General features: G+C 64.4%; 24 protein-coding genes, 1 other RNA gene and 1 riboswitch. Of the genes, 13 read left to right on the forward strand and 12 right to left on the reverse strand.

Annotation, left to right across the window (positions count from 1 at the left end):
* Window positions 1-92: 92 nt before the first annotated feature.
* The 6 genes from pnuC to modA all read right to left on the reverse strand — a co-directional run bounded on the left by pnuC (window position 93) and on the right by modA (window position 6,407).
* Complete coding sequence (pnuC, locus tag SBA_RS07195) at window positions 93-653, reverse strand: nicotinamide riboside transporter PnuC (protein WP_261936369.1); 561 nt, start codon at window positions 651-653, stop codon at window positions 93-95.
* Window positions 653-1,783, reverse strand: coding sequence for a phosphotransferase enzyme family protein (locus tag SBA_RS07200; RefSeq protein ID WP_261936370.1), 1,131 nt, complete (start codon window positions 1,781-1,783; stop codon window positions 653-655). The genes pnuC and SBA_RS07200 overlap by 1 nt, the downstream gene beginning before the upstream one ends.
* 2 nt (window positions 1,784-1,785) lie before the next feature.
* A complete protein-coding gene (locus SBA_RS07205) occupies window positions 1,786-4,080 on the reverse strand; it encodes a TonB-dependent receptor (protein ID WP_261936371.1) in 2,295 nt (764 codons plus the stop codon).
* A gap of 34 nt (window positions 4,081-4,114) precedes the next feature.
* Window positions 4,115-4,224, reverse strand: a riboswitch (TPP riboswitch).
* Between the two features lie 110 nt (window positions 4,225-4,334).
* Window positions 4,335-4,949, reverse strand: coding sequence for an ATP-binding cassette domain-containing protein (locus tag SBA_RS07210; protein ID WP_224547314.1), 615 nt, complete (start codon window positions 4,947-4,949; stop codon window positions 4,335-4,337).
* Window positions 4,939-5,637, reverse strand: coding sequence for a molybdate ABC transporter permease subunit (gene modB / locus SBA_RS07215; protein WP_224547424.1), 699 nt, complete (start codon window positions 5,635-5,637; stop codon window positions 4,939-4,941). Before modB ends, SBA_RS07210 begins: the two co-directional genes overlap by 11 nt.
* Window positions 5,637-6,407 (reverse strand): molybdate ABC transporter substrate-binding protein, encoded by a 771-nt coding sequence (gene modA / locus SBA_RS07220; protein WP_261936372.1) that lies wholly within the window; start codon window positions 6,405-6,407, stop codon window positions 5,637-5,639. Before modA ends, modB begins: the two co-directional genes overlap by 1 nt.
* Window positions 6,408-6,499: 92 nt before the next feature.
* On the opposite strand from modA, the gene SBA_RS07225 reads away from it, so the two are divergent.
* Window positions 6,500-8,152: a molybdopterin oxidoreductase family protein gene (locus tag SBA_RS07225; RefSeq protein ID WP_261936694.1), complete on the forward strand. Its 1,653-nt coding sequence runs from the start codon at window positions 6,500-6,502 to the stop codon at window positions 8,150-8,152.
* On the opposite strand, the gene SBA_RS07230 is transcribed toward SBA_RS07225, so the two are convergent.
* Together SBA_RS07230 and SBA_RS07235 are read right to left on the reverse strand one after the other, a co-directional pair.
* On the reverse strand, window positions 8,149-9,327 hold the full coding sequence (locus SBA_RS07230; RefSeq protein ID WP_224547310.1) for a glycosyltransferase: 1,179 nt from the start codon (window positions 9,325-9,327) through the stop codon (window positions 8,149-8,151). The genes SBA_RS07225 and SBA_RS07230 overlap by 4 nt on opposite strands.
* Before the next feature lie 59 nt (window positions 9,328-9,386).
* Entirely contained in the window at window positions 9,387-9,950 is a 564-nt protein-coding gene (locus SBA_RS07235) for a helix-turn-helix domain-containing protein (RefSeq protein WP_261936373.1), read from the reverse strand.
* A gap of 99 nt (window positions 9,951-10,049) precedes the next feature.
* Here SBA_RS07235 and SBA_RS07240 point away from each other — a divergent pair, with 99 nt between their 5' ends.
* Complete coding sequence (locus SBA_RS07240; protein ID WP_261936695.1) at window positions 10,050-10,502, forward strand: DUF6456 domain-containing protein; 453 nt, start codon at window positions 10,050-10,052, stop codon at window positions 10,500-10,502.
* A 55-nt stretch (window positions 10,503-10,557) separates the two neighbouring features.
* Here SBA_RS07240 and SBA_RS07245 read toward each other — a convergent pair whose 3' ends face one another.
* Genes SBA_RS07245 through SBA_RS07260 form a run of 4 tightly spaced genes read right to left on the reverse strand, consistent with a single transcriptional unit; the run spans window position 10,558 to window position 13,187 of the window.
* Window positions 10,558-11,100, reverse strand: a complete 543-nt coding sequence (locus tag SBA_RS07245) for an NUDIX hydrolase (protein ID WP_261936374.1) — start codon at window positions 11,098-11,100, stop codon at window positions 10,558-10,560.
* Window positions 11,097-11,774, reverse strand: coding sequence for a TPM domain-containing protein (locus SBA_RS07250; protein WP_261936375.1), 678 nt, complete (start codon window positions 11,772-11,774; stop codon window positions 11,097-11,099). The genes SBA_RS07245 and SBA_RS07250 overlap by 4 nt, the downstream gene beginning before the upstream one ends.
* Window positions 11,774-12,580, reverse strand: a complete 807-nt coding sequence (locus tag SBA_RS07255) for a TPM domain-containing protein (RefSeq protein ID WP_261936376.1) — start codon at window positions 12,578-12,580, stop codon at window positions 11,774-11,776. Before SBA_RS07255 ends, SBA_RS07250 begins: the two co-directional genes overlap by 1 nt.
* Window positions 12,581-12,584: 4 nt before the next feature.
* Window positions 12,585-13,187: a LemA family protein gene (locus SBA_RS07260; RefSeq protein ID WP_261936377.1), complete on the reverse strand. Its 603-nt coding sequence runs from the start codon at window positions 13,185-13,187 to the stop codon at window positions 12,585-12,587.
* Window positions 13,188-13,290: 103 nt separating this feature from the next.
* Here SBA_RS07260 and mscL point away from each other — a divergent pair, with 103 nt between their 5' ends.
* From mscL to SBA_RS07315, 11 genes are all read left to right on the forward strand, one after another.
* Window positions 13,291-13,728, forward strand: a complete 438-nt coding sequence (mscL, locus tag SBA_RS07265) for a large conductance mechanosensitive channel protein MscL (protein WP_261936378.1) — start codon at window positions 13,291-13,293, stop codon at window positions 13,726-13,728.
* Between the two features lie 146 nt (window positions 13,729-13,874).
* Window positions 13,875-14,144: a hypothetical protein gene (locus SBA_RS07270; protein WP_224547296.1), complete on the forward strand. Its 270-nt coding sequence runs from the start codon at window positions 13,875-13,877 to the stop codon at window positions 14,142-14,144.
* Window positions 14,145-14,297: 153 nt separating this feature from the next.
* Window positions 14,298-16,670: a chemotaxis protein CheA gene (locus SBA_RS07275; RefSeq protein WP_261936379.1), complete on the forward strand. Its 2,373-nt coding sequence runs from the start codon at window positions 14,298-14,300 to the stop codon at window positions 16,668-16,670.
* Between the two features lie 11 nt (window positions 16,671-16,681).
* Entirely contained in the window at window positions 16,682-17,119 is a 438-nt protein-coding gene (locus SBA_RS07280) for a chemotaxis protein CheW (protein WP_261936380.1), read from the forward strand.
* 83 nt (window positions 17,120-17,202) lie between these two features.
* Window positions 17,203-17,568 carry a response regulator gene (locus SBA_RS07285; RefSeq protein WP_224547290.1) on the forward strand — a complete coding sequence of 122 codons (366 nt, stop codon included), beginning with the start codon at window positions 17,203-17,205 and terminating at the stop codon, window positions 17,566-17,568.
* A gap of 66 nt (window positions 17,569-17,634) precedes the next feature.
* Window positions 17,635-18,717 (forward strand): chemotaxis protein CheB, encoded by a 1,083-nt coding sequence (locus SBA_RS07290; RefSeq protein WP_224547421.1) that lies wholly within the window; start codon window positions 17,635-17,637, stop codon window positions 18,715-18,717.
* Window positions 18,717-19,595 (forward strand): CheR family methyltransferase, encoded by an 879-nt coding sequence (locus SBA_RS07295; protein ID WP_224547288.1) that lies wholly within the window; start codon window positions 18,717-18,719, stop codon window positions 19,593-19,595. The genes SBA_RS07290 and SBA_RS07295 overlap by 1 nt, the downstream gene beginning before the upstream one ends.
* 129 nt (window positions 19,596-19,724) lie before the next feature.
* Window positions 19,725-20,423 (forward strand): N-acetylmuramoyl-L-alanine amidase, encoded by a 699-nt coding sequence (locus tag SBA_RS07300; protein WP_224547285.1) that lies wholly within the window; start codon window positions 19,725-19,727, stop codon window positions 20,421-20,423.
* Between the two features lie 42 nt (window positions 20,424-20,465).
* An RNA gene (gene rnpB / locus SBA_RS07305) (RNase P RNA component class A) lies at window positions 20,466-20,853 on the forward strand.
* A gap of 61 nt (window positions 20,854-20,914) precedes the next feature.
* On the forward strand, window positions 20,915-21,463 hold the full coding sequence (locus tag SBA_RS07310; RefSeq protein ID WP_261936381.1) for a J domain-containing protein: 549 nt from the start codon (window positions 20,915-20,917) through the stop codon (window positions 21,461-21,463).
* On the forward strand, window positions 21,460-21,774 hold the full coding sequence (locus SBA_RS07315) for a (2Fe-2S) ferredoxin domain-containing protein (RefSeq protein ID WP_261936382.1): 315 nt from the start codon (window positions 21,460-21,462) through the stop codon (window positions 21,772-21,774). Before SBA_RS07310 ends, SBA_RS07315 begins: the two co-directional genes overlap by 4 nt.
* Window positions 21,775-21,829 lie beyond the last annotated feature (55 nt).

The following is a 21,829-nucleotide window of genomic DNA, read 5'->3' on the forward strand; positions in this document are numbered from 1 at the left end:
TTGACATCGCCGGCGGCGGCACGTGTGGACCATTGTGCCGCCGGCCGCGGATGCCTCTTCCGCAAGCCCGATGAGAGCAGCCCTACAGATTCCTACGATCGTTCTGTCGCTTTCGCCCAACGTCTGTAGCCTATGGCGGCCAACAGGATCATCGCTGCATAAAGACCGGCCGTCAGTCGCAAATCCTTGAAAGCGAACATGCCGACATAGACGATGTCCACTGCAATCCAGAGCAGCCAGCTCGCGGCATGGCGGCGCGCGGTCCAATATTGGGCAACAAGGCTGAAACTGCTGAGCGCCGCATCCATCCAGGGCAGCGCCGCATCGGTGAAGCGATGCATGAACCAGCCGATGGCGATGGCGCCGATCGCGCCGGCAGCCAGATTAGCGGCGGCCCGCGTGGGCGGGAGAGGCATCGCCACCACCTCTCCGGCATCGTCCCGGCCCCGCGCCCAGCGCAGCCAGCCATAGAGGATCGCGACGCCGAACAGCGATTGCAACAGCATGTCGGCATAGAGGCGGACGTCGAGGAAAATCTTGAAATAGAGGGCGCAGGCCAGCAGATTGACCGGCCAGCACAGCATGCGTCGTTTCGCCGTGAGCCATATGCCGATGAAGCTGACGGCGACGGCGACGATCTCCAGCATCGACATCAGGCCATCGCCTCTTGTGCGAACCGATGCAGAAAATCCTGTCCCGGTGCGGACAGGAACCAGTCGGCGTGGCCGATCAGATAATCCCGCCAGGCGACAAGCGCCTGATCGGGATCGCCGACGATGCCGGCGAAATAGTCGATTTCCGACAGGGCGAATTCCACATGGACCAGCGGCAGGAGATGCACGAGCGCGTCCACATCGGCGCGCCCGAGCGGCATCATCGTCCGATAGCCGGCCAGGATCGCCATGGCTGCATCGACATCCCCCAGCGCGTCGTCCTGCCCCATGTCCAGCCATCGGAACGCGGTGCGCTCGATCGCGGTGGCGAGGTCGTAGAGGGCGCAGGTGCGCGTCGCCAGTCCGAAATCGAAGATGGTGTCGACCTTGCCATCCGTCGACCAGAGGAGATTGGACGGATGCCAGTCTCCATGAGTCCAGAGCGGTGCCTGCCCAGCCAGCCGCTCGGCAAGTCCTTCGCCCAACGCTGCGAACAGGCGCGCCAATGTCTGCCTCCAGGGCTTGGCCGCCAGATAGCGCGCAAGCGCCGGACGGGCTGCGACATAGGCGTTAGCGGCCGCCAGAGGATCGCGGGCGGGCAGGATGGTGAAGCTGGCGATCAGCGGATGGTCGCCGCGCGCCGGTGCCGTGAAATCCTGCGCGGCGCGGTGCAGCCGTCCCAGCGCCGCACCGGCTTCACAGGCATGGCCCGGCGTCAGGAACGGCGTCCAGGACAGCCGGTCGCGGTACAGGTCGATGCCCGGCGCATCGCCGTGCAGTTCATAGGTCCATGCGCCCAGCGCGATGGCGCGCGCGCCGTCCGCCGCCGCCATGACATCGGGCACCGAAAGGCCTGCCGCCCGCAGATGCGCCATGAACCCATGTTCCTCCGCCAGCGCGGCAGGCGTGCGGAGCCGTTGATGATGGCGCTTGAGGAAATAGGCGCCCCGGTCGGTGTCGATCAGCGTCGCCGCCGAAAAGGGGCGCGGCGAATGCCAGCGAAGATCGATCAGTCGCCCCGCATCGGGAAAGCGATCCAGCACGACTTCCGCCTCGGCCCGCGTGACGGCCGGCCATGTCGGCGCTTCGAGCGCCGTTCCCATGCCATGCACGCGATGGCCGCCGCTCATGGTCAGAAGGCCCGCGACAGCGTCGCCACGAACGCGCGTCCGCTGCCGATATAATAGCTGGGGGCGGAACCCGCGATCAGCGTACCGTTGCGGCCGATCGTATCGCGCGCATTGCTGCTGATCGCCGATACGCCCGACAGGACGCGCGGGTTGGTGACGTTGATCGCGTTCAGGCGCAGGTCCATGGCGTTCGCGTCGATCAGACCGGCCAGATGCACGCCGATCGCCAGGTCCAGCGTGGCATAGCCCTTGATGCTCTCATCATTCATGAAGGTCGCATATTGGCGGCCGACATATTTGAGCGCGGTGCTGCCGAACAGGCGACCGTCATCATAGGTGCTGCCGACGGCGAACTGGACGCGCGGGCTGCTGACGGCGTGCTTGCCCTTGGTCGGCAACAGATCGCCACCCACCAGCAGATCGTCGTTCAGCCGCGTGTGCAGATATTCGCCCGAGGCATAGAGGCTGAACCCCTTGGCCGGGCGATAGTCGATCTCGCCATCCAACCCGTAGCCGGTCTGGCTGCCGCCATTGATGGTCGAATTGACCAGCGCCCCGCCGCTATTGACCACTGTTGCGACTTGCCGGTTGCGGAACCGATAGTGAAAAGCGGTCAGCGAAAGCGACAGGTTGGGGCCGATATAGCGATAGCCCAGTTCCTGCGAGACGCTAGTTTCATTCTTGAGCGCGCCGGTGCCCTGGCTGACCAGTTCGCCACCATAATAGCTGTTGTAGAGCGCGAACTCGTTGGGCGTGCGGAAATTGGTGGTGATGTTGGCGAACAATTGCTGCCGATCGTCCAGCCGGTAATGAACCGCCGCGCGGGGCAAGGCGGCGAAGCTGTCGACATGCACTTTGGACTGCGGCCCCGGCAGATAGTTGCGGCCATTGCGCAGCAGGCTGACGCCCTTGAACCCCATATCGACGGTCAGGCGCGGCGTAACCGCAATGCTGTCCGCGAGGAAGAAGCCCTTGGTCACGGTCACGGTCCGCTGATTTTCATAGGCGAGCAGCCGCCCATCGGCGGTGCGGATCGCCTTGTCCTGATAGCCCCAGACATCGACTGGCCGCCCGCTCGCATCGATCGAGGTATAGCTTTGGGTCACGCGGTCGGTGCCATAGTCGAACCACAGGCCTGCGGTGATGGTGTGGACGCCCGCCTGCACCGTCAGCTTGCTCACATCGCCGACGCGCCGCTGCTTGCCGGTCCAGTTGCCCAGCACGGTCGCCACGCCGTCCACCGCGCCCGGCAGCGCGATCGGCTGCGTCAGTTCTTCCGTGCCCAGATAATTGCCGGTGGTGGCGAGTTGCGTGCCGTAAGGCGAATTGCCGTGACCCATTTGCAGATAAGCGCTGCTGTCGAAGGTCAGCCCGTCGCTCAGTTGCAGATGCACCGGCGCGGCGAAATAGAGGTTGCGGAACGGGGCGCGATAAAGCCGCCAATAGCTGGTGTCGCCTTCGCTGTATCGTTGGGTGAAGTTGAAGCCACGCCCATTGGCCTTCCAGTCCGCCATGGTGGGGCTGGGATAGGTGGAGGTGATGGCGTCATTATAGGAGACGGCCAGGCTCGCGCGGTTGCCCTCCCCCCATTCGTGCAGCAGCTTCGCGTCGATATGCTGGCGCTTGTCAAAGCCCGCCCCGCGCCAGTTATCCGCGCGGTTGTTGGAGTAGGAGACGAACGCCTTGAGGCCGCTCTGCCCGATCTCCCCGGTGTCGAACCGCAGGAAGGCGCGCCGCTGGTCATAGGAACCGACCGACAGATTGAGCAGTCCGCCCATATCCGCCTTGGGATCGGCCAGCGTCAGCGACAGCGTGCCGCCCGCCGCCGCAACGACCGGTGCATCGATGTCCGCCGCGCCCTGCGCCAGCGCGATCTGCCGCACATTTTCGGCGTCGGCGAATTGCGAGGGATAGGCGTAATAATAGCCGATGTCGTTCTGCGGCGCGCCTTCCAGCAGCACGCCGATCTGATCCTGCCCCAAACCCCGCAGCGTCAGGCTGGAGGTGGCGGACAGGCCATAGGGATCGCTGGACGACACATTCGCGCCGGGCAGCAGGTTGACGAGCTGGAAGGCGTTGAGCGTCGGCGCCTGTTTGTTGATGAAGGCTTCGGCGATCGAACTGACCGCCTTGGGCGCGCTCTGGTCGGGCAGCAACCCTTGGGGATCGGGATAGCCTATGACCTCTATGGTCGCGCGACCCGGCTCGTCGGCCTCCGCCGCCCATGCGATATTGGAAGAAAAGATCAGCGCGGTCGCCAGCGCCGCACGGCCAACAGGGATAAATGCAATCGTCATCGTCACGCGTCCACTCCACATGGAGGGACTAGCAGACACGCCGCTTTGCCCTCCCTACGCCGGTATCAGCCGGATCAGGTTCAGCGGGTCGTGGTCTGCTGACCACCTCTCAGCCGCGCATGAGCGGCCCCCCGGGGATGCGCCCCTCTAATATGCGGAAGGCGACGTGGAAAGGCCTATCGGTCGACAACGGCTTGGTTATGGCGAAACAGGCAGGATGCGGCTGTCGCAGGAGAGTAGGAACAGGCCTAATGCTATTCGCGCATGGTCACGACCAGCGCGGAAAGCCGCTCGGCTTCGCCGATATCGTGCGTGACGTAGAGGATCGGGATCGGGCTGCGTCCACGGATCTGGTCGATCGCGTCCAGAATATCCGCCTTGCGGTCACGATCGAGCGACGACAGGGGTTCGTCCAGCAACAAAAAGCGCGGACCGGATAGCAAGGCCCGCCCGATGGCTACGCGCTGCGCCTCACCGCCGGACAGGCTGTGCGGCCATCGGTCGAGCAGATGTCCGATGCCCAGGAAGGCGAGCACATCGTCCATGTTCATCGTGGTGGCAGCGCGCCGGCCATATGCCAGGTTGGCGCGCACGCGCATATGGGGGAACAGGCGACGATCCTGAAAGACGTATCCGGCCTGCCGTTGCGCGGCGGGGATGTCGATCCCGGCGTCGCTGTCAAACAAGGTCTGTCCGGCTACGGCGATGCGGCCCCGGTCGGGCGAGGCGATCCCGGCGACCATATCGAGGACGCTGGTCTTGCCAACGCCGGATGGGCCGACCAGCGCTACCAGCGGAGATTCCGTGCTGCAGGATAAGGCGATCGATCGCCCTCCGACCGTTCGTTTGACGTCGATGTCAAATGACATGACGTCCTCCCCGCGCGATCCGCCGCACCAATATTTCCGATAGCATCAACGCGCCGAGCGACAGCAGGATCGATATTATGGCGAAGCGGGTGACGATCGGCTCCCCATTCGGCATCTGCATGGCGGCGTAAATGGCGATGGGCAGGGTGCGGGTTTCTCCCGGCACGTCGGACACGAAGGTGATCGTTGCCCCGAATTCGCCCAGCGACCGGGCGAAGCCCAGCACGACCGCGGCCAGCACGCCGGGCAGCGCCAGCGGCAAAGAAATGGTGAGGAAAATCCGCATCCGCGAGGCGCCCAGGGTCGCAGCCGCACACTCCAGCCGCCCGTCGATCGCCTCGATCGACAGGCGGATAGCCCGCACCATTAACGGCACCGCCATGATGGCGGCAGCGAGCGCTGCGCCGGTCCAGCGGAACAACAACGTGACGCCCAGCACTTGGGATAACCAACTCCCGATCAGTCCGTTCATGCCGAACAGCAACAGGAGCAGCCATCCGGTTACCACGGGCGGCAGCACCAGCGGCAGATGGACCAGCGCGTCGACCAGCAATTTTCCCGGGAAATGCCAGCGCGACAATATCCAGGCGAGGAAGAAGCAGATCGGCAGGCTCAAGGCGACGGCGACCAGGCTGACCTTGAGCGACAGGGCCAGGACGATCCATTCGTCAGGCGACAGGGGGGCGATCAAGGCGCGGTGAAGCCGTAGCGCGTCAGCACGGCGCGCCCCTTGGGCGAAAGCAGGAAGCGGCGGAACCCGTCGGCATCAGCGTGCCGGCTGTTCTTGAGCCGGGCAACGGGATAGCGGATAGGCGGGTGGCTGGCGGGCGGGAAGATCCCCACGATCTGCACCTTGCGCGACGCGCGCGCGTCGGTCGCATAGACGATGCCGAGCCGCGCTTCGCCGCGCTCTACCAGGGCCAGCGCGGCGCGGACATTTTCCGAACGCACGACTTTGGGCGCTACCGCCGACCAGACACCAAGCGTCGTCAACGCGGCCTTGCCATATTTGCCGGCTGGCACGCTGTCCGGGTCGGCCATGGCGAGCCGCGACGAACCCAGCGTCTTGGCGATCGGCATGTCCCGACCTATCGTCAGCCGTACCGGCTGACGGAGGGGGGAGACCAGGACCAGCCGATTGCCGGCGATGTCCGCCCGCGTGCCGGCCTGGACCGAGCCTGCCTTCTCGACGACGTCCATCCAATCCTCGTCGGCGGAAACGAACAGGTCGGCTGGCGCCCCGGCCCGAATCTGACGCGCCAGTGCGGATGAACCGGCGAAGGAGAGGATCGGCTGCGGATGCCCCTGTCGCGCCCATTCGACCGCCGCAACCGCGAGCACATCCTGCAAGCTGGCGGCGGCCAGCACCAGCGGGCCGCGTTCATTCGCGGCGCCGGCCGGGTTGGACAGCGCCAGAATGAGCATAGCGGCGAAGGATCGAAGGAGAGCGCGCATCATGCGGCCTTTTTGCGCCGCATCGTCGGGCAACTCAACCGCGAACGCGCTTTGCGATCTTTTTCCCGACATCCCGATCGGTTACATGCGCGATGATGACGGCAATTAAAACGCTATGCGGCCGATGCGCCATGGGCTGTGGCGTGCGGGCCATGGCTGGCCTGAGCGACGACGATGCGCGGGGCGTCTTCATCGAGGGCGACCGCATTCACCCGACCAATATGGGCTGGCTCTGTCCGGCAGGCGAGGCGCTTGCCGCTGACACGGGACTGGATGGCCGGCTATTGCATCCGTTGCTGGCCGGCAAGCGCGTCGGCCGGGACCGCGCGATCGCCCATGCCGCGCGTCGCCTGTCCGACATCATCGCCCAGCATGGTCCCGCAAGTGTTGCACTCCATGTCGCAGGCGACCTGCCGACCGAGGATTATTTCGCGGCCAACAAGCTGATGAAGGGTTTCATCGGTTCGGCGCATATCGATGTTCCGTGGAATAACATCGCCACGCGTGCGCAGATTGCGGCCTTCGGTGAAGATGTTATGCCCGCGAGCGGCGAGGATGTCGATGGCGCGGAACTGATCCTCGCAATCGGTGCGGGCGTGCTGCGGCGCCATCCGGTGCTGGCGCACCGGGTCGCCATGGCGCGGGAGGAGAGGGGCACGCAACTCGTCATCGTCGATCCCGATCCCGGCGCGCGGCTTCTGCCTGCGGACCTTCATCTGGCGCCGGCGTCCGGCAGCGTCGCCACATTGCTGGGCGGACTGTTGTTGCACTTGCACGACGCAGACTTGCTGGATCGGTCGTTCGTCGCGAAAAATGTGGCGGTGCCGGACGGCTATTGGGAGGCGCTGCGGCCGGGGCACGACCTATGGTCGGTGGCGGGCATGACCGGCCTGCCGATCGCGGCGATACGGGAGTTTCAGGAGTTGTCCGCGCGCGCGCCGAGCATGGTGACAATGTTCGATCCCGACGTTGGGGACGGGGATGCGCGCGCGGCGGAGGCGATCCTGGCCCTGCACCTCGTCACCGGCAGGATCGGTCAGCCTGGTGCGGCGCCTTTCGCGCTGCCCGGGGCGCCCAACGCCATGGGCGCGCGCGAAGTCGGATGCATTGCAACGGCCTTGGCCGCGCATCGGGATTTTTCGGCAGATGCGCTGGCTTCCGTCAGTCGTTTCTGGTCGACGGACAGAGTGGTCGTGACGCCCGGCCTGTCTGGAGATGCGTTGCGCGAGGCGATCGGCGATGGCCTTATCAAGGTGCTGCTGATGCTCGGGGATGCGCCCGCCGCCTTGCTGGATGCCTTTCCCGACAATCGTCCCTTCACACTCTTTGCCGGCGACCGGCTCGATCCCGCGATGGCGGATCGTATCGATCTGGCGATACCGATGCCTGGACTGCTGGAGCGCGACGGCACGATCACCGGCGCAGATCGCCTGATCAGCCGACAGCGGTCAGTTTTTGCCCTGCCGGGTGAAGCGCGACCGGGTTGGTGGATCGTGACGCAGATTGCGCGCGCCATGGGATGGCACGACGCCTTTCATTACGAGCGAGCGGCGGACATCTATCGCGAACATGCCCGGCTATCGGTCTATCAAGGCGCGGGGCGGCTGCTCAACCTGCGTCGTCACGCGCCATTGTCAAACCCGGCCTATCAGGAGTTGACGCCCTGGCGTTGGGGGGAAGTGCCCTTCGACGGCGGCCATTTCCCGACATCGGATGGCAGAGCCCGGCTGCTGCGCTTCTGGGACTAGGTTTCCGCTTTTCCCGCGATCGCCTGAAGATGGGCCAGCAAAGTGTCGCCATTGGCGGTCCAGGTGAAGCGCAGCGCTGCCTCTCGCACATCTTTCGCCGCAGGCGGGGCATCCAGTATCGCTCTGATCGCCTCGGCGATCGCTTCTGGTTCGCGCGCGACGATCCGACCGGCTTCAGACCGATCCAGCAACTCGCGTGCGCCGCCGACGTCGGTGATGACGATCGGCGTGCCGCAGGCGAGCGATTCCACCCAGGCGTTGGCCAGCCCTTCGGATTCGGACGGCAGCACCATCACGTCGGCCGCCGTATAGATACGGGGCAGTTTGTGATGCGGCACCGATCCCAGGAAGCCGATGCGCCTTTCCACGCCCAGTTCCTGCGCCAGATTTTCCAGCGTGCGCCGGAAGGCGCCCTGGCCTGCCAGCAACAGCGTCACATCCGGCAGCATGGGGAGCGCGCGCACCAGAAGATCCTGCCCCTTGCGCGGGATGAGCGCGCCGACGCACAGCAGGACCGGGCCGCTGAAATCCAGCGCGGCCTTGGCGGCATCGCGGTCGCCCATCTCGAATGTGTCGAGGTCGACGCCCGTATAATGGACACGGATTTTGTCCGCATCGATCCCCATTCGCGCCATCGACCGGCGCATCGCGTCCGATACGGCGAGCAGGCCCGCCGCGCCGTCTGCCGCTTGCAGCACCATCTTGCGCGTGCCGCTTTGCGTGCCCCAATAATGGATGTCCGCACCGCGCGCCTTGACCGAGTAGGGAATGCCCAGCGCTTTCGACAGGCGCTGGGCCACCGGGCCATCGGGAAAGAAGAAGCTGGCGTCGATCACGTCGAACGGCTTTTCGGCGTGCAATCGTTTGACCAGGGGCAGGATGGCGCGGGTCATGGCGCCGACATTGGTGCGGCCGCCGAATTTGGGGATGATGGGGAAGGTCGGCCGATAGACCGTCAGTTCACGCCAGCGTTCCTTGCGCGGCAGCGCGCGCAGGGGGGCATAGCGCGCCGCCAGCGACAATGGCCACGGCGGCAGGCCGACGGGCGCGACCACGGTGACGTCCGCTTCGGGCCGACTTGCCAGTTCGCGCGCCTGCCGTTCCACGAATACGCCGAAATTGGGTCGGCTGATGTCGGGAAAGAGGGTCGATAGCATAAGGACGTTGAGCGCCATGGCCTCTCTTTCGCAGCATAGTGTTTAGCGGATGGTTAAGCAGCCTCGTACCGCCTTGGCTAGAGGCGTCGGACGAGTTGCACCGCCACCGCGGCCCATGGCGGGTCGGTCAGCACCAATTGCCGCGCACCGGCGCCCAGCGGCAGCAGTTGCAGGCGGTCGCCTTCGCGGCCGATCAGGCGCCCGAACAGGAAACGGCCGGCGGGACGGGGAAATAATATGTCGCGATTGAGCGCGCCCGAAAACTCGTCGGGTGCGATGCGGCGGCACCAGATCGCGTCTCCGCTGCGATAATCGCCGATACTGGCGCTGACATGCACGCCGACCATCCCGTCGGAGACAAGCGGCGATGGGAAGGCGAGCGGCCGCGTCGGCGCGCGCGCGCCATCCGGCCCGAGCAAAGCGGCGACCGCTATGTCGGCTTGTCCCGGCAAAGCCACCAGTTCGGCGGTGGTGGCGCCCAATGCCAGCGCGATTCGGTTGAGCCATTTGACCGAGACGGTGCGCGTGCCGGTTTCCAGCCGCCCGATCGTCTGGGCCGTTGTGGGTGGATCGCACAACGCGCCGACCTGTTCAAGCGTAAGCCCCTTGGCCTTGCGGACCTCGCGGATACGGGTAATCATCTGCACCTCGAAATAGAACCTATTTGGTTTTCTCTTTCCTACAAACTATCCCACATGGCAAGACCCTGCATGTCCAATCCCGTCAGCAAGGAGATGCAGATGGTCGCTACCCATGTCGAGCAGATGATCGAAGACCCGGAAGGCCTGACCCAGGCCGTGCTGGTGCATGTCGGCGAATCGCCGCTCGCCTGGCTTCATGCACGGGGGCATTTGAGCGAGCGCCACTATCTGGCGGGCGACCTGCTGCGCCGCGATTGGGAAAAGGCCGGGCTGGGCGCACGGGTCACCATGCGGTGGGATGGAGCGCCGCGCAGCGCCATTGGTGGGGGAGGGGCTGCCGATCCGACATTGGCCCAGCTGTCGGCGCGCGAACGGTTCGATGGCGCCATCCGCGCCGCTGGTCCCGGCCTTGCCGACATATTGTGGCGCGTCGCCTGTGCAGGCGAGGGGCTGAACGCTGCGGAAAAGGCGCTGGGCTGGCCCAGTCGGGCGGGGAAACTGGTGTTGACCCTGGCGCTCGACCGTGTGGCCGGATGGTATCGCGTGCCGTGATGTGGCGCTGACGCTATCAGTCCCGATGTCCGAGCGGGGCTGAAACGAAGATGCGTCAGGCAACCATGCCCGTACCGAGCAGCAGCAGGAGCTTCACGTCCATCGCATAGCCCTGCTCGCGCCAGATGGCGATCTGGTCGGGCAGGGTGGCGAGGGGTACGCGATGGACGTGAATATCCTCCTCGTCTACTCCGCCGCCCGCGCCGGTCTTTTCCAGGCCGTGTGCGCGGAAGAGGGTGAAACTCTCCGACACCATGCCTGGCGAGATGTAGAACTGGCCAAGCGATTCGAGGCGGTGCGGACGGAAGCCGGTTTCCTCCTCCAATTCGCGCGCGGCCGCAATGCCGGCCTCCTCGCCCTCCTCTCCGTCGCCGACGAGACCGGCGGGCAGTTCGATGCAACGTCGACCCAGAGGCACACGATACTGATCCACCAGCAGAACGTGAGGGCCATCATCCGTGTCGTCGATCGCCAGAATGACGGCGGCGTGGATACCGCGCGCGCGGCCGACATATTCCCATTTGCCACGCTTCTTGGCGGTGATGAAACGCCCCGTCCACATCACTTCTTCGGGTGCGTTCCGGTCGGGGTCGGTCATAATTCGATCAGCCTATCGGGCAGTTCGTTAATGTCGTCGTCGGCGCGCGGGAAGTGGGCGGTCAGCACGACGCCTACTTGTCGCACGGCATCCGCCAATCCCTCGCCGGCGCGGCCTGCGCGGATCGCGTCTATCAGCGCTGCCATTGCGTCGCCCCAGGCTTCCGCCGCGACCTTCTCGTTGATCGCCCTGTCGGCGACGATTTCGGCGCGATGCTCGTCGAGCGAGAGATAGATGAGAACCCCGGTGCGGCCGAGGGTGCGCGCTTCGGCGGCGGTGCGGAACAGCAGGATGGCGCGTCGCCGCACCCGCCGCGCCTTGGTCGTACGCGGCGTCACGGCCATGCGCAGCGGCATGATCGCCAGCAGATAGCGTATGACCAGGAATTTGAGGATGAGAAGGCCGAGCAGCCCCATCAGCAGCTTCCAGTCGGCCAGCTCATGCTCCCAGTCGAGCAACAGCGCTGACAGGAAGGCGCGGAGATAGCCCGGAAATGCGGCCATCAGCGCCAGCGCGATGAACACTGCCGCCGCTGCCCAGCTCAGGCCGACATCATGATAGCTGTCGGACCGTCGTGCGACGATGGTCACGATTTCGCCCGACGTATGGGCTTCCGCCTCGGTCACGGCGGCCGAAACCAATTCGTGATCGGCCTGCGTCAGATGAAGCTGCATCACCAATCTCCCGACGCGCCGCCGCCGCCGAAGCTGCCGCCACCGGAAAAGCCGCCGCCGCTGTCGCCGCCGCCCCAACTCGATCCGCCCCATCCGGAACCGCCGCCCGATCCCCATCCGGAACTGCCGGTTCCCGGACCCCAGATGATGATCGGGGCGCTTCCGCCGCCGCGGCGATAGCGTGTCCCGCCCCGTGCGCGCGACAGCATCGGCAGGGCAACGAAGAAGATGATGAACAATATGATCCAGAAGCCGATGATCGCGCCGCCCCCGTCATCCTGTTTCCGGGCGTCCGCTTCGGCCGCCGCTGCGCGCGCCTTGGCCTCGTCCGGTGGCAGGGCCAGCAGGCCCGTGATCTGATCGACGCCTGCATCGATACCGCCCGGCATGTCCCCGGCCTTGAAACGCGGGGCGATGGCGTTGCGAACGATCTGCGAGGACAGCGCATCGGTCAGCACGCCCTCCAGGCCATAGCCGACTTCGATGCGTATCTTGCGCTCGGCCGGCGCGACGATCAGCAGCGCGCCGTTGCTGTCCTTGTCGCCGATGCCCCAGGCGCGACCCAGGCGATAACCATAGTCAGATATGTCATAGCCCTGAAGATCAGGAATTGTCGCCACGACGAGCGAACGGCCGCTCGCTTTTTTCTGCGCGATCAGTTTCTGGCTGAGCGCCTGCTCCTGTGCAGGATCGAGCAGGTTCGCCGCATCGACCACGCCCTTGTCATCGAATGTGGGAAAGCTCTGCGCCCACGCCGCCGGCGCGAGCGCCAGCAGCGTGAGGATCAGGACCAGGCGGCGAAGCATCCGATCAGTTGCCGAAGTCGACCTTCGGCGCCTCCTCCGCGCCCGGCGTAGTGGCCTGGAACGGGGTCATGGGCTTCGCGCCATGGATCAGCTTGGCGCCGATCGCGTCGGGGAAGGTACGGATGCGGGTATTATAGGCCTGCACTGCGCCATTATAGTCGCGGATGGCGACGGCGATGCGGTTCTCCGTGCCTTCCAGTTGCGACTGGAGTTGCAGGAAATTCTCGTTGGTCTTGAGGTCGGGATAGGCCTCGACCGTGGCGAGGAGGCGGCCCAGCCCCTGGCTCAGTTGGGCTTGCGCCGCCTGGAACTGCGCCACCTTGGCGGGATCGGACAGATCTTCGGCGTTGACCTGGACCGACGTCGCCTTGGCGCGGGCTTCGACCACAGCGGTCAGCGTCGCCTGTTCCTGCTTGCCTGCCGCCTTCACGGTGGCGACGAGATTGCCCGTCAGGTTGGCGCGGCGTTGATATTGCGCCTGGACGTCGGCCCATTTCGCCTTCGCCTCCTCTTCGGCGGTCGGCACGCTGTTGATGCCACAGGCGGACAGGGCAAGCGCCCCGAACATCGGTAGCAGGACGGTGGAGAAGCGGCGCAGGAGCGTCATGGAACATCCTCGGCTTTTTGTTTCGCCTGTGGAAATAGGGCGTTGTCCTGAAAGGCGCAACGGGCCATCCTGATATTATCGTAGACAGCGCAAGGAGTTCCCCATGGGACTGATTTCCGAATTCAAGACATTCATCAACCGCGGCAATGTGATGGACCTCGCGGTCGGTGTCATCATTGGCGGCGCCTTCGCCACCATCACGAAGTCGCTGACCGACGACCTCATCATGCCGGTGGTCGGCTACATCTTCGGCGGCGCCGATTTTTCCGGTTATTTTGTGCGGCTCGGAGAGTTGCCGGCTGGCTTCAAGGGCAATCCTGACAGCTATACCGATCTGAAAGCCGCCGGCGTCGCGATGTTCGGCTGGGGACAGTTTTTGACCGTGCTGGTCAATTTCATCATTCTCGCCTTCATCATCTTCTTGCTGGTCAAGGCGATGAACAAGCTTACCGCCAAGCCCGAACCTGCGCCGGCCGCGCCGGCCCCCACGCCCGAGGACATCGTGCTGCTGCGCGAAATCCGGGATTCGCTTAAAAAATAATCGTTTTTGCGACGAAACGAGGCCGCGACGGGAACCATCATGCATGCGGCCGGTTGATCCGCGTCAGGGTTCCAGATGGCGTGGCGCCGATGGAATCCCGTGCCGAATGACGTCAGCCCCCGGGGGCGCAAACAGGAGAATACGCCGTGAAAACTTTCGTCACAGTCCTGGGCCTTGCCAGCCTTGTCGCGCTCGCCGCGTGCGATTCCGCCAAGGAAAACAAGGTCGAGAACGCTTACGAGAACCAGGCGGACGCACTCGACAACCAGGCCGACAATATGGAGGCGATGGCCGACAATCTGAGCGGCAACGCCGAGAATGCGGCTGAAAACGCCGCCGACGCGCTGGAGAACAAGGCTGCCGCCACCCGCGAAGCGGGTGACAAGGCTGAGGATGCCGTCGAAAAGCATCAATAAGCAGCGGTTCACTACCCGAGCCGACAAGGGCGTCGCGTCTGTGCGCGGCGCCCTTTTTGCATGAACGCATTACGCCGCTCGTCTCGCCTTTAACGGCCCTTTAACCACGCCCCGCCATGGTGCCCCTGCGCGCATCCGTGGGGCCCATAGGGAATGGACGAACTACTTCAGGAATTCATATCCGAGACCCAGGAAACGCTGGAGGCTCTCGCAGGCGAAGTGGTCGCCTGGGAAGCCGATCCATCCGACCGGGATCGGCTGGATGCCATCTTCCGCTTTTTCCATACGGTGAAGGGTAGCTGCGGCTTCCTGAATTTGCCGCGCTTCGAACGGCTGAGTCACGCGGCCGAGGATGTGCTGTCCGAGATTCGCGCTGGAAAGCGTGGGGCGGACCCCGCCACCGTAAGCGCCGTACTCGGCATCATGGACCGGATTGGCGAACTGACCGAGGCGGTCGCCATCGGTGCGGCCCTGCCCAGCGAGAATGATGATTTTCTGATCGGCGCTCTGAGCGCCCAGCCCGAACGCGCCGCTCAGTCAGCGATCGAAACGGCCGCAGCGCCCGTTGCCGTCGCGCGGCAGGGTGGGGCGCAATCGGGGCCGCGGACCATTCGCCTGCCTCTCAGTCTGATCGATCAGTTGATGAATGGCGTGTCGGACATGGTGCTGGCGCGCAATGAATTGTCGCGCAAGCTGCGCGAGCGTTCCGCCGATCCCGAACTGGATAATGTGTTCGAACGGCTGTCGAGCTGCGTCGCCGACATGCGCGACGTGATATCCAAGACGCGGATGCAACGGGTCGATCGCCTGTTTGCGGCCATCCCGCGTATGGTGCGCGACCTTGGCCGCGACCTTGGCAAGCGCATCGACCTCACGCTGGAAGGCGGCGATGTCGAAATGGACCGCGAAATGGTGGAGATGGTCGTCGATCCGCTCACCCATATCGTGCGCAACAGCATCGATCACGGTATCGAGACGCCTGAAAACCGGCGCGCCGCGGGGAAACCGGACGCGGGGCGCTTGCGGCTGGAAGCACGCCAGTCGGGCAATCAGATCGTCATTGCGATCGCCGACGACGGTGCAGGCATCGACACGGCGCGTCTGGTCGACAAGGCCATCGCCGCAGGCCGGCTGACCCGGCAAGCCGCCATGCGTCTTTCCGAAGAAGACAAGCTCGACCTTATTTTCCAGGCCGGCCTTTCGACCGCGAATCAGGTGACCGCCATTTCCGGCCGGGGTGTCGGCATGGATGTGGTGCGCGCCAATGTGGAGCGTATCGGCGGGGTTATCGCTCTCGACAATCATCCGGGGCAGGGGTTGTGCATTACGTTGCGCGTGCCGTTGACGCTGACGATCATTCCCGGGCTGATTGTCCGGGCCGGCGGTCAGCATTTCGCGATCCCGCGCTCGGCGGTGGTCGAAATCCTGCACGACAATAATGAAACGTTGCAGGTCAGCGAGGTCGGGGGCGCAAAGATCGCGACGATTCGCGCGATCCGCCATTCCATGGTCGATCTTGAAGATGTGCTGGGCATGGAAAAGCCCGTTCAGCAGGGGCCGCGCGCTATCATGGTGGTGCGTTCGGCCACTGGCGTACCCTTCGCGATGGGCGTGTCGGCGGTCGACAATCATGAGGAACTGGTGATCCGTCCGGCCTCGCCCCTGGTGATGGCGACCGGGGTCTATGCCGGCATGACCCTGCCTGACAATGGCAAGCCGATGCTGTTGCTCGACGCCGCCGGTCTCGCCAACGCGGCGCGTCTGCCCAACATCGTGGACGATCGGGCTGCGCGGCAGCAGGAAGAGCAAGCCGGCGCGCAAGCCGGCGTCGAGATGGTCGCGGCACTGCGTTTCGAGGAACTGACGGGCGAACGCCGCCTGCTCAAATTGTCACTGATCGAGCGGGTCGAAGATATCGATGCAAGCCTGTTCGGCAAATCGGGCGGCCGTGCGTTCGTGCGGCTCGACGAGCGGCTGGTGCCTGTCGCCAACGGCCTGTCGCAATTCGATCGGGCCAAGGTGTCCGCGCTGCGCTTGCGCGACGATCGGCGCGAGGCCTGCTATCCCGTGGCAAGCGTACTCGACATCGTCCAGATGCCGGCCGTCCCGGACATGGTCGCCATGCATGGGATGTTGAGCGGCGTCGCGGTAGTCGATGGCGAGCATCTCGAGGTGATCAATCCCTTCGCCCTTTTCGCCGGTTTGCCCGAAGAAGGGGCGGTCGAGCGTGCGCGGGGGCGATGCGTGCTGGCCGACAGCGGCGATGGATGGACGCGTGAGATATTGGCGCCATTGCTGCGGCAGGCGGGGCATGAGGTGGTTCTGGGCCTGCCCGGCGACTGCGCCGTCGATCCGGAAGACGTGGTCCTTTGCACGGAAGCGGATGCCGCGCAGGCGGCCGAAATCATGGGGTGTCGCGTCGTGCATCTGCGCGCCTCGCCTCGCCCTGAAGGGCCGCAGGACGTCAGCATTTATCGCTATGATCAGGATGCGCTGATGGCGGCGATCGCCGGTCGGCGGGCTTAAGGAAGGCGGCCATGGATCAGCTCTATCTTCTTGCGACTCTGGCCAACACGCGGATCGCGGTCGAAACCGGAGAGGTTGAGGCGGTTGTCCGCCTGACCGATATATCCCCGGTGCCGGGCATGGGGGCGCATGTCGCCGGCCTTTCCGCCTTGCGCAGTCGCGTCCTCACCATCATCGATGTCGCCGCATTGATCCACGGCCGGGCTACCCCGGCCGAGCAACGCGGCCTCGCCATCATCGCCAATATCAGCGGCCACAGCTATGGCCTGATGGTCGATGGCGTGTCGGATATCTGCCGCGTGCCGGAGGGGGAGCTCCCGTTGCGTGGTCAACTCGACCCTGCCTGGGCGCCGTATGCGCGCGCGCTGGTCGAACATGATGGCCATTCCTGGCTGCTGGTTTCGCTGGCTGCATTCATCGAGGGCGGCGCCTTGGCCCAGGCGGCATAAAGAATGGTGCGTCGTTTACCAAATACTTGGCTTTGCCGGTTAAGCCCGCTGCAACGGGACGCAAAAAACCTAAGGGACGCTTCATGAAGAATTGCCTGGTCGTCGACGATTCAAAGGTCATCCGCAAGGTTGCCCGCCACATTCTCGAATCGCTGGACCTGACGGTCAGCGAGGCGGTGGACGGACAGGACGCGCTGACCAAATGCGAGGCTTTCCCGCCCGATGTCGTGCTGCTCGACTGGAACATGCCGATCATGAGCGGCATGGAGTTCCTTCAGGCCCTGTCCAGCGCGAAGATGGCGGCACGGCCCAAGATCATCTTCTGCACCACCGAAAATGGCATCAGCCATATCAAGGCGGCGGTCGAGGCCGGTGCCGACGAATATGTCATGAAGCCATTCGACAGGGAGACATTGGAAAGCAAGCTGGCGATTGTCGGCGTGATCTAGCGGCGCCTTCCCGCTGATCCAGGAGTGCCCGATTTCCATCTGATCCTTCCGCGCAGAAAGTCCATGATGAACGCGATCATGCCGATACCATCCAGCCGCAGCAGTGAACGACGCACCGTTCGCACGCTGGTGGTCGATGATTCGGTCGTCGTGCGGACAGTCATCGAACGCATTCTTCATGGCGATCCGGGCTATAATGTGGTGCACAAAACCAACAGCGCCGAACATGCGCTGGGCTATCTGGCGGAAAATGTAGTCGATCTGGTGCTGCTCGACATTGAGCTGCCGGGCCAGAGCGGTCTGGCTGCCTTGCCGCAGATATTGCGCGCGAATCCGGCCGTGAAGGTCGCGATTCTGTCGGGGCGATGCGAGGAAGGCAGCGCCGCCGCGATCGAGGCGCTGGCGCTCGGGGCCAGCGATATCGTGTCCAAGCCAGGCAGTGGCAGCTTCGGCGAACAATTCCCCCAGGCGCTCATAGACCGGCTGAACCGGCTGTTTGGCGATCGACTTGCAGCACCGCCGCTGCCGCGTCTACCCACCCCGCCATCGGTTGATCCTGCCACCGCGCCGCTCGCCTGCATTGGCATCGGCGCATCGACCGGTGGCATTCATGCCTTGGGCCAGCTATTTCAGGGGCTCGCTGCGCCGTTGGGCGTGCCGCTGCTGCTGACCCAGCATCTCCCCGCCAGCTTCACTGTTTATTTCGCGCAGCAACTGTCACGGATGACCAGCCTGCGTGTGAAGGTGGCGGAAACCGGCGATCTGCTGACACCCGATATCGTCTATGTCGCACCCGGTGACGCCAATATCCAATTGCGGCGCGGCTTGCATGGCCGTGTCACGATCCTCCTCAATCCCGAACGCACGCCGGCTGGCAATCTGCCCGGCGTCGATCCGATGTTTGCCAGCATGGCGGAAGTCTATGGAGCGGGGGCCGCGGGCATCGTGCTCACCGGCATGGGGCGCGACGGAACATTAGGCGCGCGCGAGATCGTCGCGGCCGGCGGCTGGATCGTCGCCCAGGACGAAGCGAGCAGCGTGGTGTGGGGGATGCCGGGTTCGGTCGCCGGGGCCGGGCTGACCTGCGCGGTCATGGAGCCCTTGGCGATCATGAATTTCGTGGCCCGCCGTGGAAAGATTGCCGCCTGATGCCGCTGCCCCCAACCGGAGCCGCGATTTTCCAGGGCGCTGAGCGCATCCTGTCGGGATTGCTCGAGGCAAGAACCGGGCAAGTGCTGTCCGAAGGTCGCGCCTGGCGGATGGAAACCGCGCTGCGCCCCGTCCTGCGCGCCCATGGGTTGCAGGATATCGATGATCTGGCCGCTCGGCTGTTGCGCAGGCGCGATCCGCGGCTGGACGAGGATGTCGTCAATGCGCTGCTGAACAATGAAAGCAGCTTTTTCCGCGATCTTCAGATTTTCGACATGATCCATCGCCAGATTCTGCCGCATATTCAGGACGCTCGGCAGGACCGCACGCTGCGTATCTGGAGTGCGGGCTGTTCGACCGGGCAGGAAGCCTATTCGCTCGCGATCCGCTTGCGCAACGATGCTGCGCGCTGGCTGGGGTGGCGGATCGAGATATTGGCGACGGACATTTCCACCGCCGCGATCGAGCAGGCGAAAGCCGGCACCTTTTCGCAGATGGACGTGCAGCGTGGTTTGGCCGTGGGCGACCTGATCAAATGGTTCGAGCCGCATGGGGAAGAGTGGCGGGCCAGCCCGGAACTGCGCCGGATGATCGATTTCCGGCATGATAATCTGTTCGATCCGCATGCTCCGACCGGGGAATATGATCTGATTCTCTGTCGCAACGTGTTGCTCTACTTCACGCCCGAACGACGCGGGGAAGTGCTGCGACTGCTCGCCCGGCATAGCCATGCAGGATCGGTCCTGTTGCTGGGCGCAGGGGAAACGGTGATCGGCCAAGGCGATGATTTCCTGCCGCACCCGGATTTCCGTGGGGGCTATGCGCCCAAGGCCCTGCTGCCCCATTGCGCCGGTGGACCGATGCGTCGCGCGGGCTGAACCGGCTTCATCCGCATTAACCCTGCTTGATTGCTGCGCCGGTCTCGGTCATTGTCCATTAGAGGCCGCCAGAGAGGCGCGCCGGAAGGGTGCGATGATCGAGCCGCTGCAAGTGACTGGCCTTCCCCGATGACCGACATGCCGATGATCGAAACGCCGTCGCCCAATTTTGACGATCGCAGCCTGCCGATCACGATGTTGGTGCTGCACTATACCGGTATGCCCGATGCGGCGAGCGCCATCAATTGGCTGGCCAACCCGGAATCGAAAGTGTCGGCCCATTATGTCGTGACCGAGGACGGCCAGATCATCCGCATGGTCGACGAGGGTAAACGGGCCTGGCATGCGGGCCGATCGCACTGGCGCGGCGTCGATGACGTCAATTCGGCCAGCATCGGCATAGAGATCGTCAATCCGGGGCATGAATGGGGCTATCGGCCTTTCCCCGAAACGCAGATGGGATCGCTGATTCCGCTGGTTCATGCGATCGTCCAGCGTCACCGCATCACGCGTGGCAACATCGTCGGCCACAGCGATATCGCGCCCGCGCGCAAGCAGGATCCTGGCGAGCTTTTTCCTTGGGGCCAACTCGCGCGCCTGCGACTGGCGCTCCCGCGACCCACCAAGAATCTGATGGACCCGCACTGGACCGACGGCGGCTTCATGCTGGCGCTCGAACGTTTCGGCTATGACATCGCCGATCCGCAGGCGGCGGTGGTCGCCTTCCAGCGCCGCTTCCGGCCGGAGCTGATCGACGGAGTGATCTGCGGCGAATGTCGCGCCATCCTGCTGGCCCTGCTGCTGCCCAAGCCGCGCGGCGATGAATAAGCGGGATGACGGGGCCGACAAATCGGTCTAAGGCCCGTTTCGCCAGAGGGCCGGGCGGCCGCGGCGTGGCGGGTAACTGCCACGGCGAGGAAAGTCCGGGCTCCACGAAATGACGGTGCCGGTTAACGACCGGCTGGAGTGATCCAAGGGACAGTGCAACAGAAAGCAGGTCGCAACGGCCTAGGCCATGCGAAATTGAAAGGGTGCGGTAAGAGCGCACCGCGTCTGCGGCAACGCAAGGCGGCACGGTAAACCCCACCGGGAGCAAGACCGAATAGGGGCGGCGCGCGGCTTCGACCGCTAGGCCTGTTTCGGCCGAGACCGCCCGGGTTGGTTGCTTGAGGAACGGAGCAATCCGTTCCCTAGAGGAATGGTCGCCTATCCCTGGAAACAGGGTGGACAGAACCCGGCTTACAGGCCCTCTGGCATTTTCCCGCGCAAATATGCCCGCCGGGCTGGCGTTTGCGCGGCTTATTCCCTAATTTGGCCGGATGGCAAGACAGAGCCGATCCAATGACTGGGGATTTCCCCGATGGCGCGCCTATGGCGGATCGCGTGAGGCGCAGAAGGTGCGCCTGTGCGACCGCTATGGCTGCGACCGCCCCGGCGACTGCCCCGCGCCCAAGTCCCCCAACAGCCCGGAACGCTGGTATTTCTGCGCTGATCATGCCGGCGAATATAACCGCAACTGGGACTATTTTCAGGGGCTGGACCAGGAAGAACGGGCAGCGCGCGAGCAGGCCGAACGGCGGGATGCGGGCGGTTATCAATCCAGCGCCTATCATGGCTGGGGCGGGCCGGGCGACGGCAGCCGATCGCGCGACGAACTCCACGCGCTCAAGGCGCTGGAGCTGGAGGACGATGCTGGTTTCGAGGATGTGAAGAAGAGCTGGCGCCGGCTTGCCAAGGAATATCATCCCGACGTGAAGCCAGGCGACAGCGATGCCTCGGTGCGGTTCCAGGCGATTCAGGCCGCTTATGAAGTACTGCGTGCGGCAGAGGAACGGCGGACCTGGAAACCGCGGGGAGCGAGTGATTGAAGGATTATGTCCGTTCGAATTGGACGAATGTGGTGCTAGTTTGCCGCAAATGTTCCAAGAAGTTGGACGGCGGTTTTGGTCCGGACGGCGGCGAACGGCTGGCCAAGGCGCTGCGCAAACATCTGTCCTTGAAAAAGGGTCGCAAGGCGACGGCGGGCGTGATGGAGGTCAATTGTCTGGGCATATGTCCCAAGGGCGCCGTAACGGTAGTGGATGCTGCGGCCAGCCGCGACTGGCTGCTGGTCCGGCCGGGCGCCGATCTTGACGAACTCGCGGAATCCTTGGGTCTCAATGCGTCGGAATATCCTTAATATTATCCTTACCAATTCCACCTAATCGGGTGGAATGAAGTTATCTGCGTCCTTT

Origin of the sequence: Sphingomonas bisphenolicum (assembly GCF_024349785.1) — a bacterium.
Taxonomy (GTDB): domain Bacteria; phylum Pseudomonadota; class Alphaproteobacteria; order Sphingomonadales; family Sphingomonadaceae; genus Sphingobium; species Sphingobium bisphenolicum.

What these genes read in the sequence shown, in the direction of transcription:
- SBA_RS07285 (WP_224547290.1), top strand. Translation starts at nt 17,203, where the DNA reads ATGAAGAATTGCCTGGTCGTCGACGATTCAAAGGTCATCCGCAAGGTT.
- modA (WP_261936372.1), bottom strand. Translation starts at nt 6,407, where the DNA reads ATGATGCGCGCTCTCCTTCGATCCTTCGCCGCTATGCTCATTCTGGCG.
- pnuC (WP_261936369.1), bottom strand. Translation starts at nt 653, where the DNA reads ATGTCGATGCTGGAGATCGTCGCCGTCGCCGTCAGCTTCATCGGCATA.
- SBA_RS07200 (WP_261936370.1), bottom strand. Translation starts at nt 1,783, where the DNA reads ATGAGCGGCGGCCATCGCGTGCATGGCATGGGAACGGCGCTCGAAGCG.
- SBA_RS07225 (WP_261936694.1), top strand. Translation starts at nt 6,500, where the DNA reads ATGACGGCAATTAAAACGCTATGCGGCCGATGCGCCATGGGCTGTGGC.
- SBA_RS07290 (WP_224547421.1), top strand. Translation starts at nt 17,635, where the DNA reads ATGAACGCGATCATGCCGATACCATCCAGCCGCAGCAGTGAACGACGC.
- SBA_RS07210 (WP_224547314.1), bottom strand. Translation starts at nt 4,949, where the DNA reads ATGTCATTTGACATCGACGTCAAACGAACGGTCGGAGGGCGATCGATC.
- SBA_RS07205 (WP_261936371.1), bottom strand. Translation starts at nt 4,080, where the DNA reads ATGACGATTGCATTTATCCCTGTTGGCCGTGCGGCGCTGGCGACCGCG.
- SBA_RS07235 (WP_261936373.1), bottom strand. Translation starts at nt 9,950, where the DNA reads ATGATTACCCGTATCCGCGAGGTCCGCAAGGCCAAGGGGCTTACGCTT.
- SBA_RS07275 (WP_261936379.1), top strand. Translation starts at nt 14,298, where the DNA reads ATGGACGAACTACTTCAGGAATTCATATCCGAGACCCAGGAAACGCTG.
- SBA_RS07280 (WP_261936380.1), top strand. Translation starts at nt 16,682, where the DNA reads ATGGATCAGCTCTATCTTCTTGCGACTCTGGCCAACACGCGGATCGCG.
- SBA_RS07260 (WP_261936377.1), bottom strand. Translation starts at nt 13,187, where the DNA reads ATGACGCTCCTGCGCCGCTTCTCCACCGTCCTGCTACCGATGTTCGGG.
- SBA_RS07250 (WP_261936375.1), bottom strand. Translation starts at nt 11,774, where the DNA reads ATGCAGCTTCATCTGACGCAGGCCGATCACGAATTGGTTTCGGCCGCC.
- mscL (WP_261936378.1), top strand. Translation starts at nt 13,291, where the DNA reads ATGGGACTGATTTCCGAATTCAAGACATTCATCAACCGCGGCAATGTG.
- SBA_RS07295 (WP_224547288.1), top strand. Translation starts at nt 18,717, where the DNA reads ATGCCGCTGCCCCCAACCGGAGCCGCGATTTTCCAGGGCGCTGAGCGC.
- SBA_RS07245 (WP_261936374.1), bottom strand. Translation starts at nt 11,100, where the DNA reads ATGACCGACCCCGACCGGAACGCACCCGAAGAAGTGATGTGGACGGGG.
- SBA_RS07240 (WP_261936695.1), top strand. Translation starts at nt 10,050, where the DNA reads ATGGTCGCTACCCATGTCGAGCAGATGATCGAAGACCCGGAAGGCCTG.
- SBA_RS07310 (WP_261936381.1), top strand. Translation starts at nt 20,915, where the DNA reads ATGGCAAGACAGAGCCGATCCAATGACTGGGGATTTCCCCGATGGCGC.
- SBA_RS07300 (WP_224547285.1), top strand. Translation starts at nt 19,725, where the DNA reads ATGACCGACATGCCGATGATCGAAACGCCGTCGCCCAATTTTGACGAT.
- SBA_RS07255 (WP_261936376.1), bottom strand. Translation starts at nt 12,580, where the DNA reads ATGCTTCGCCGCCTGGTCCTGATCCTCACGCTGCTGGCGCTCGCGCCG.
- SBA_RS07230 (WP_224547310.1), bottom strand. Translation starts at nt 9,327, where the DNA reads ATGGCGCTCAACGTCCTTATGCTATCGACCCTCTTTCCCGACATCAGC.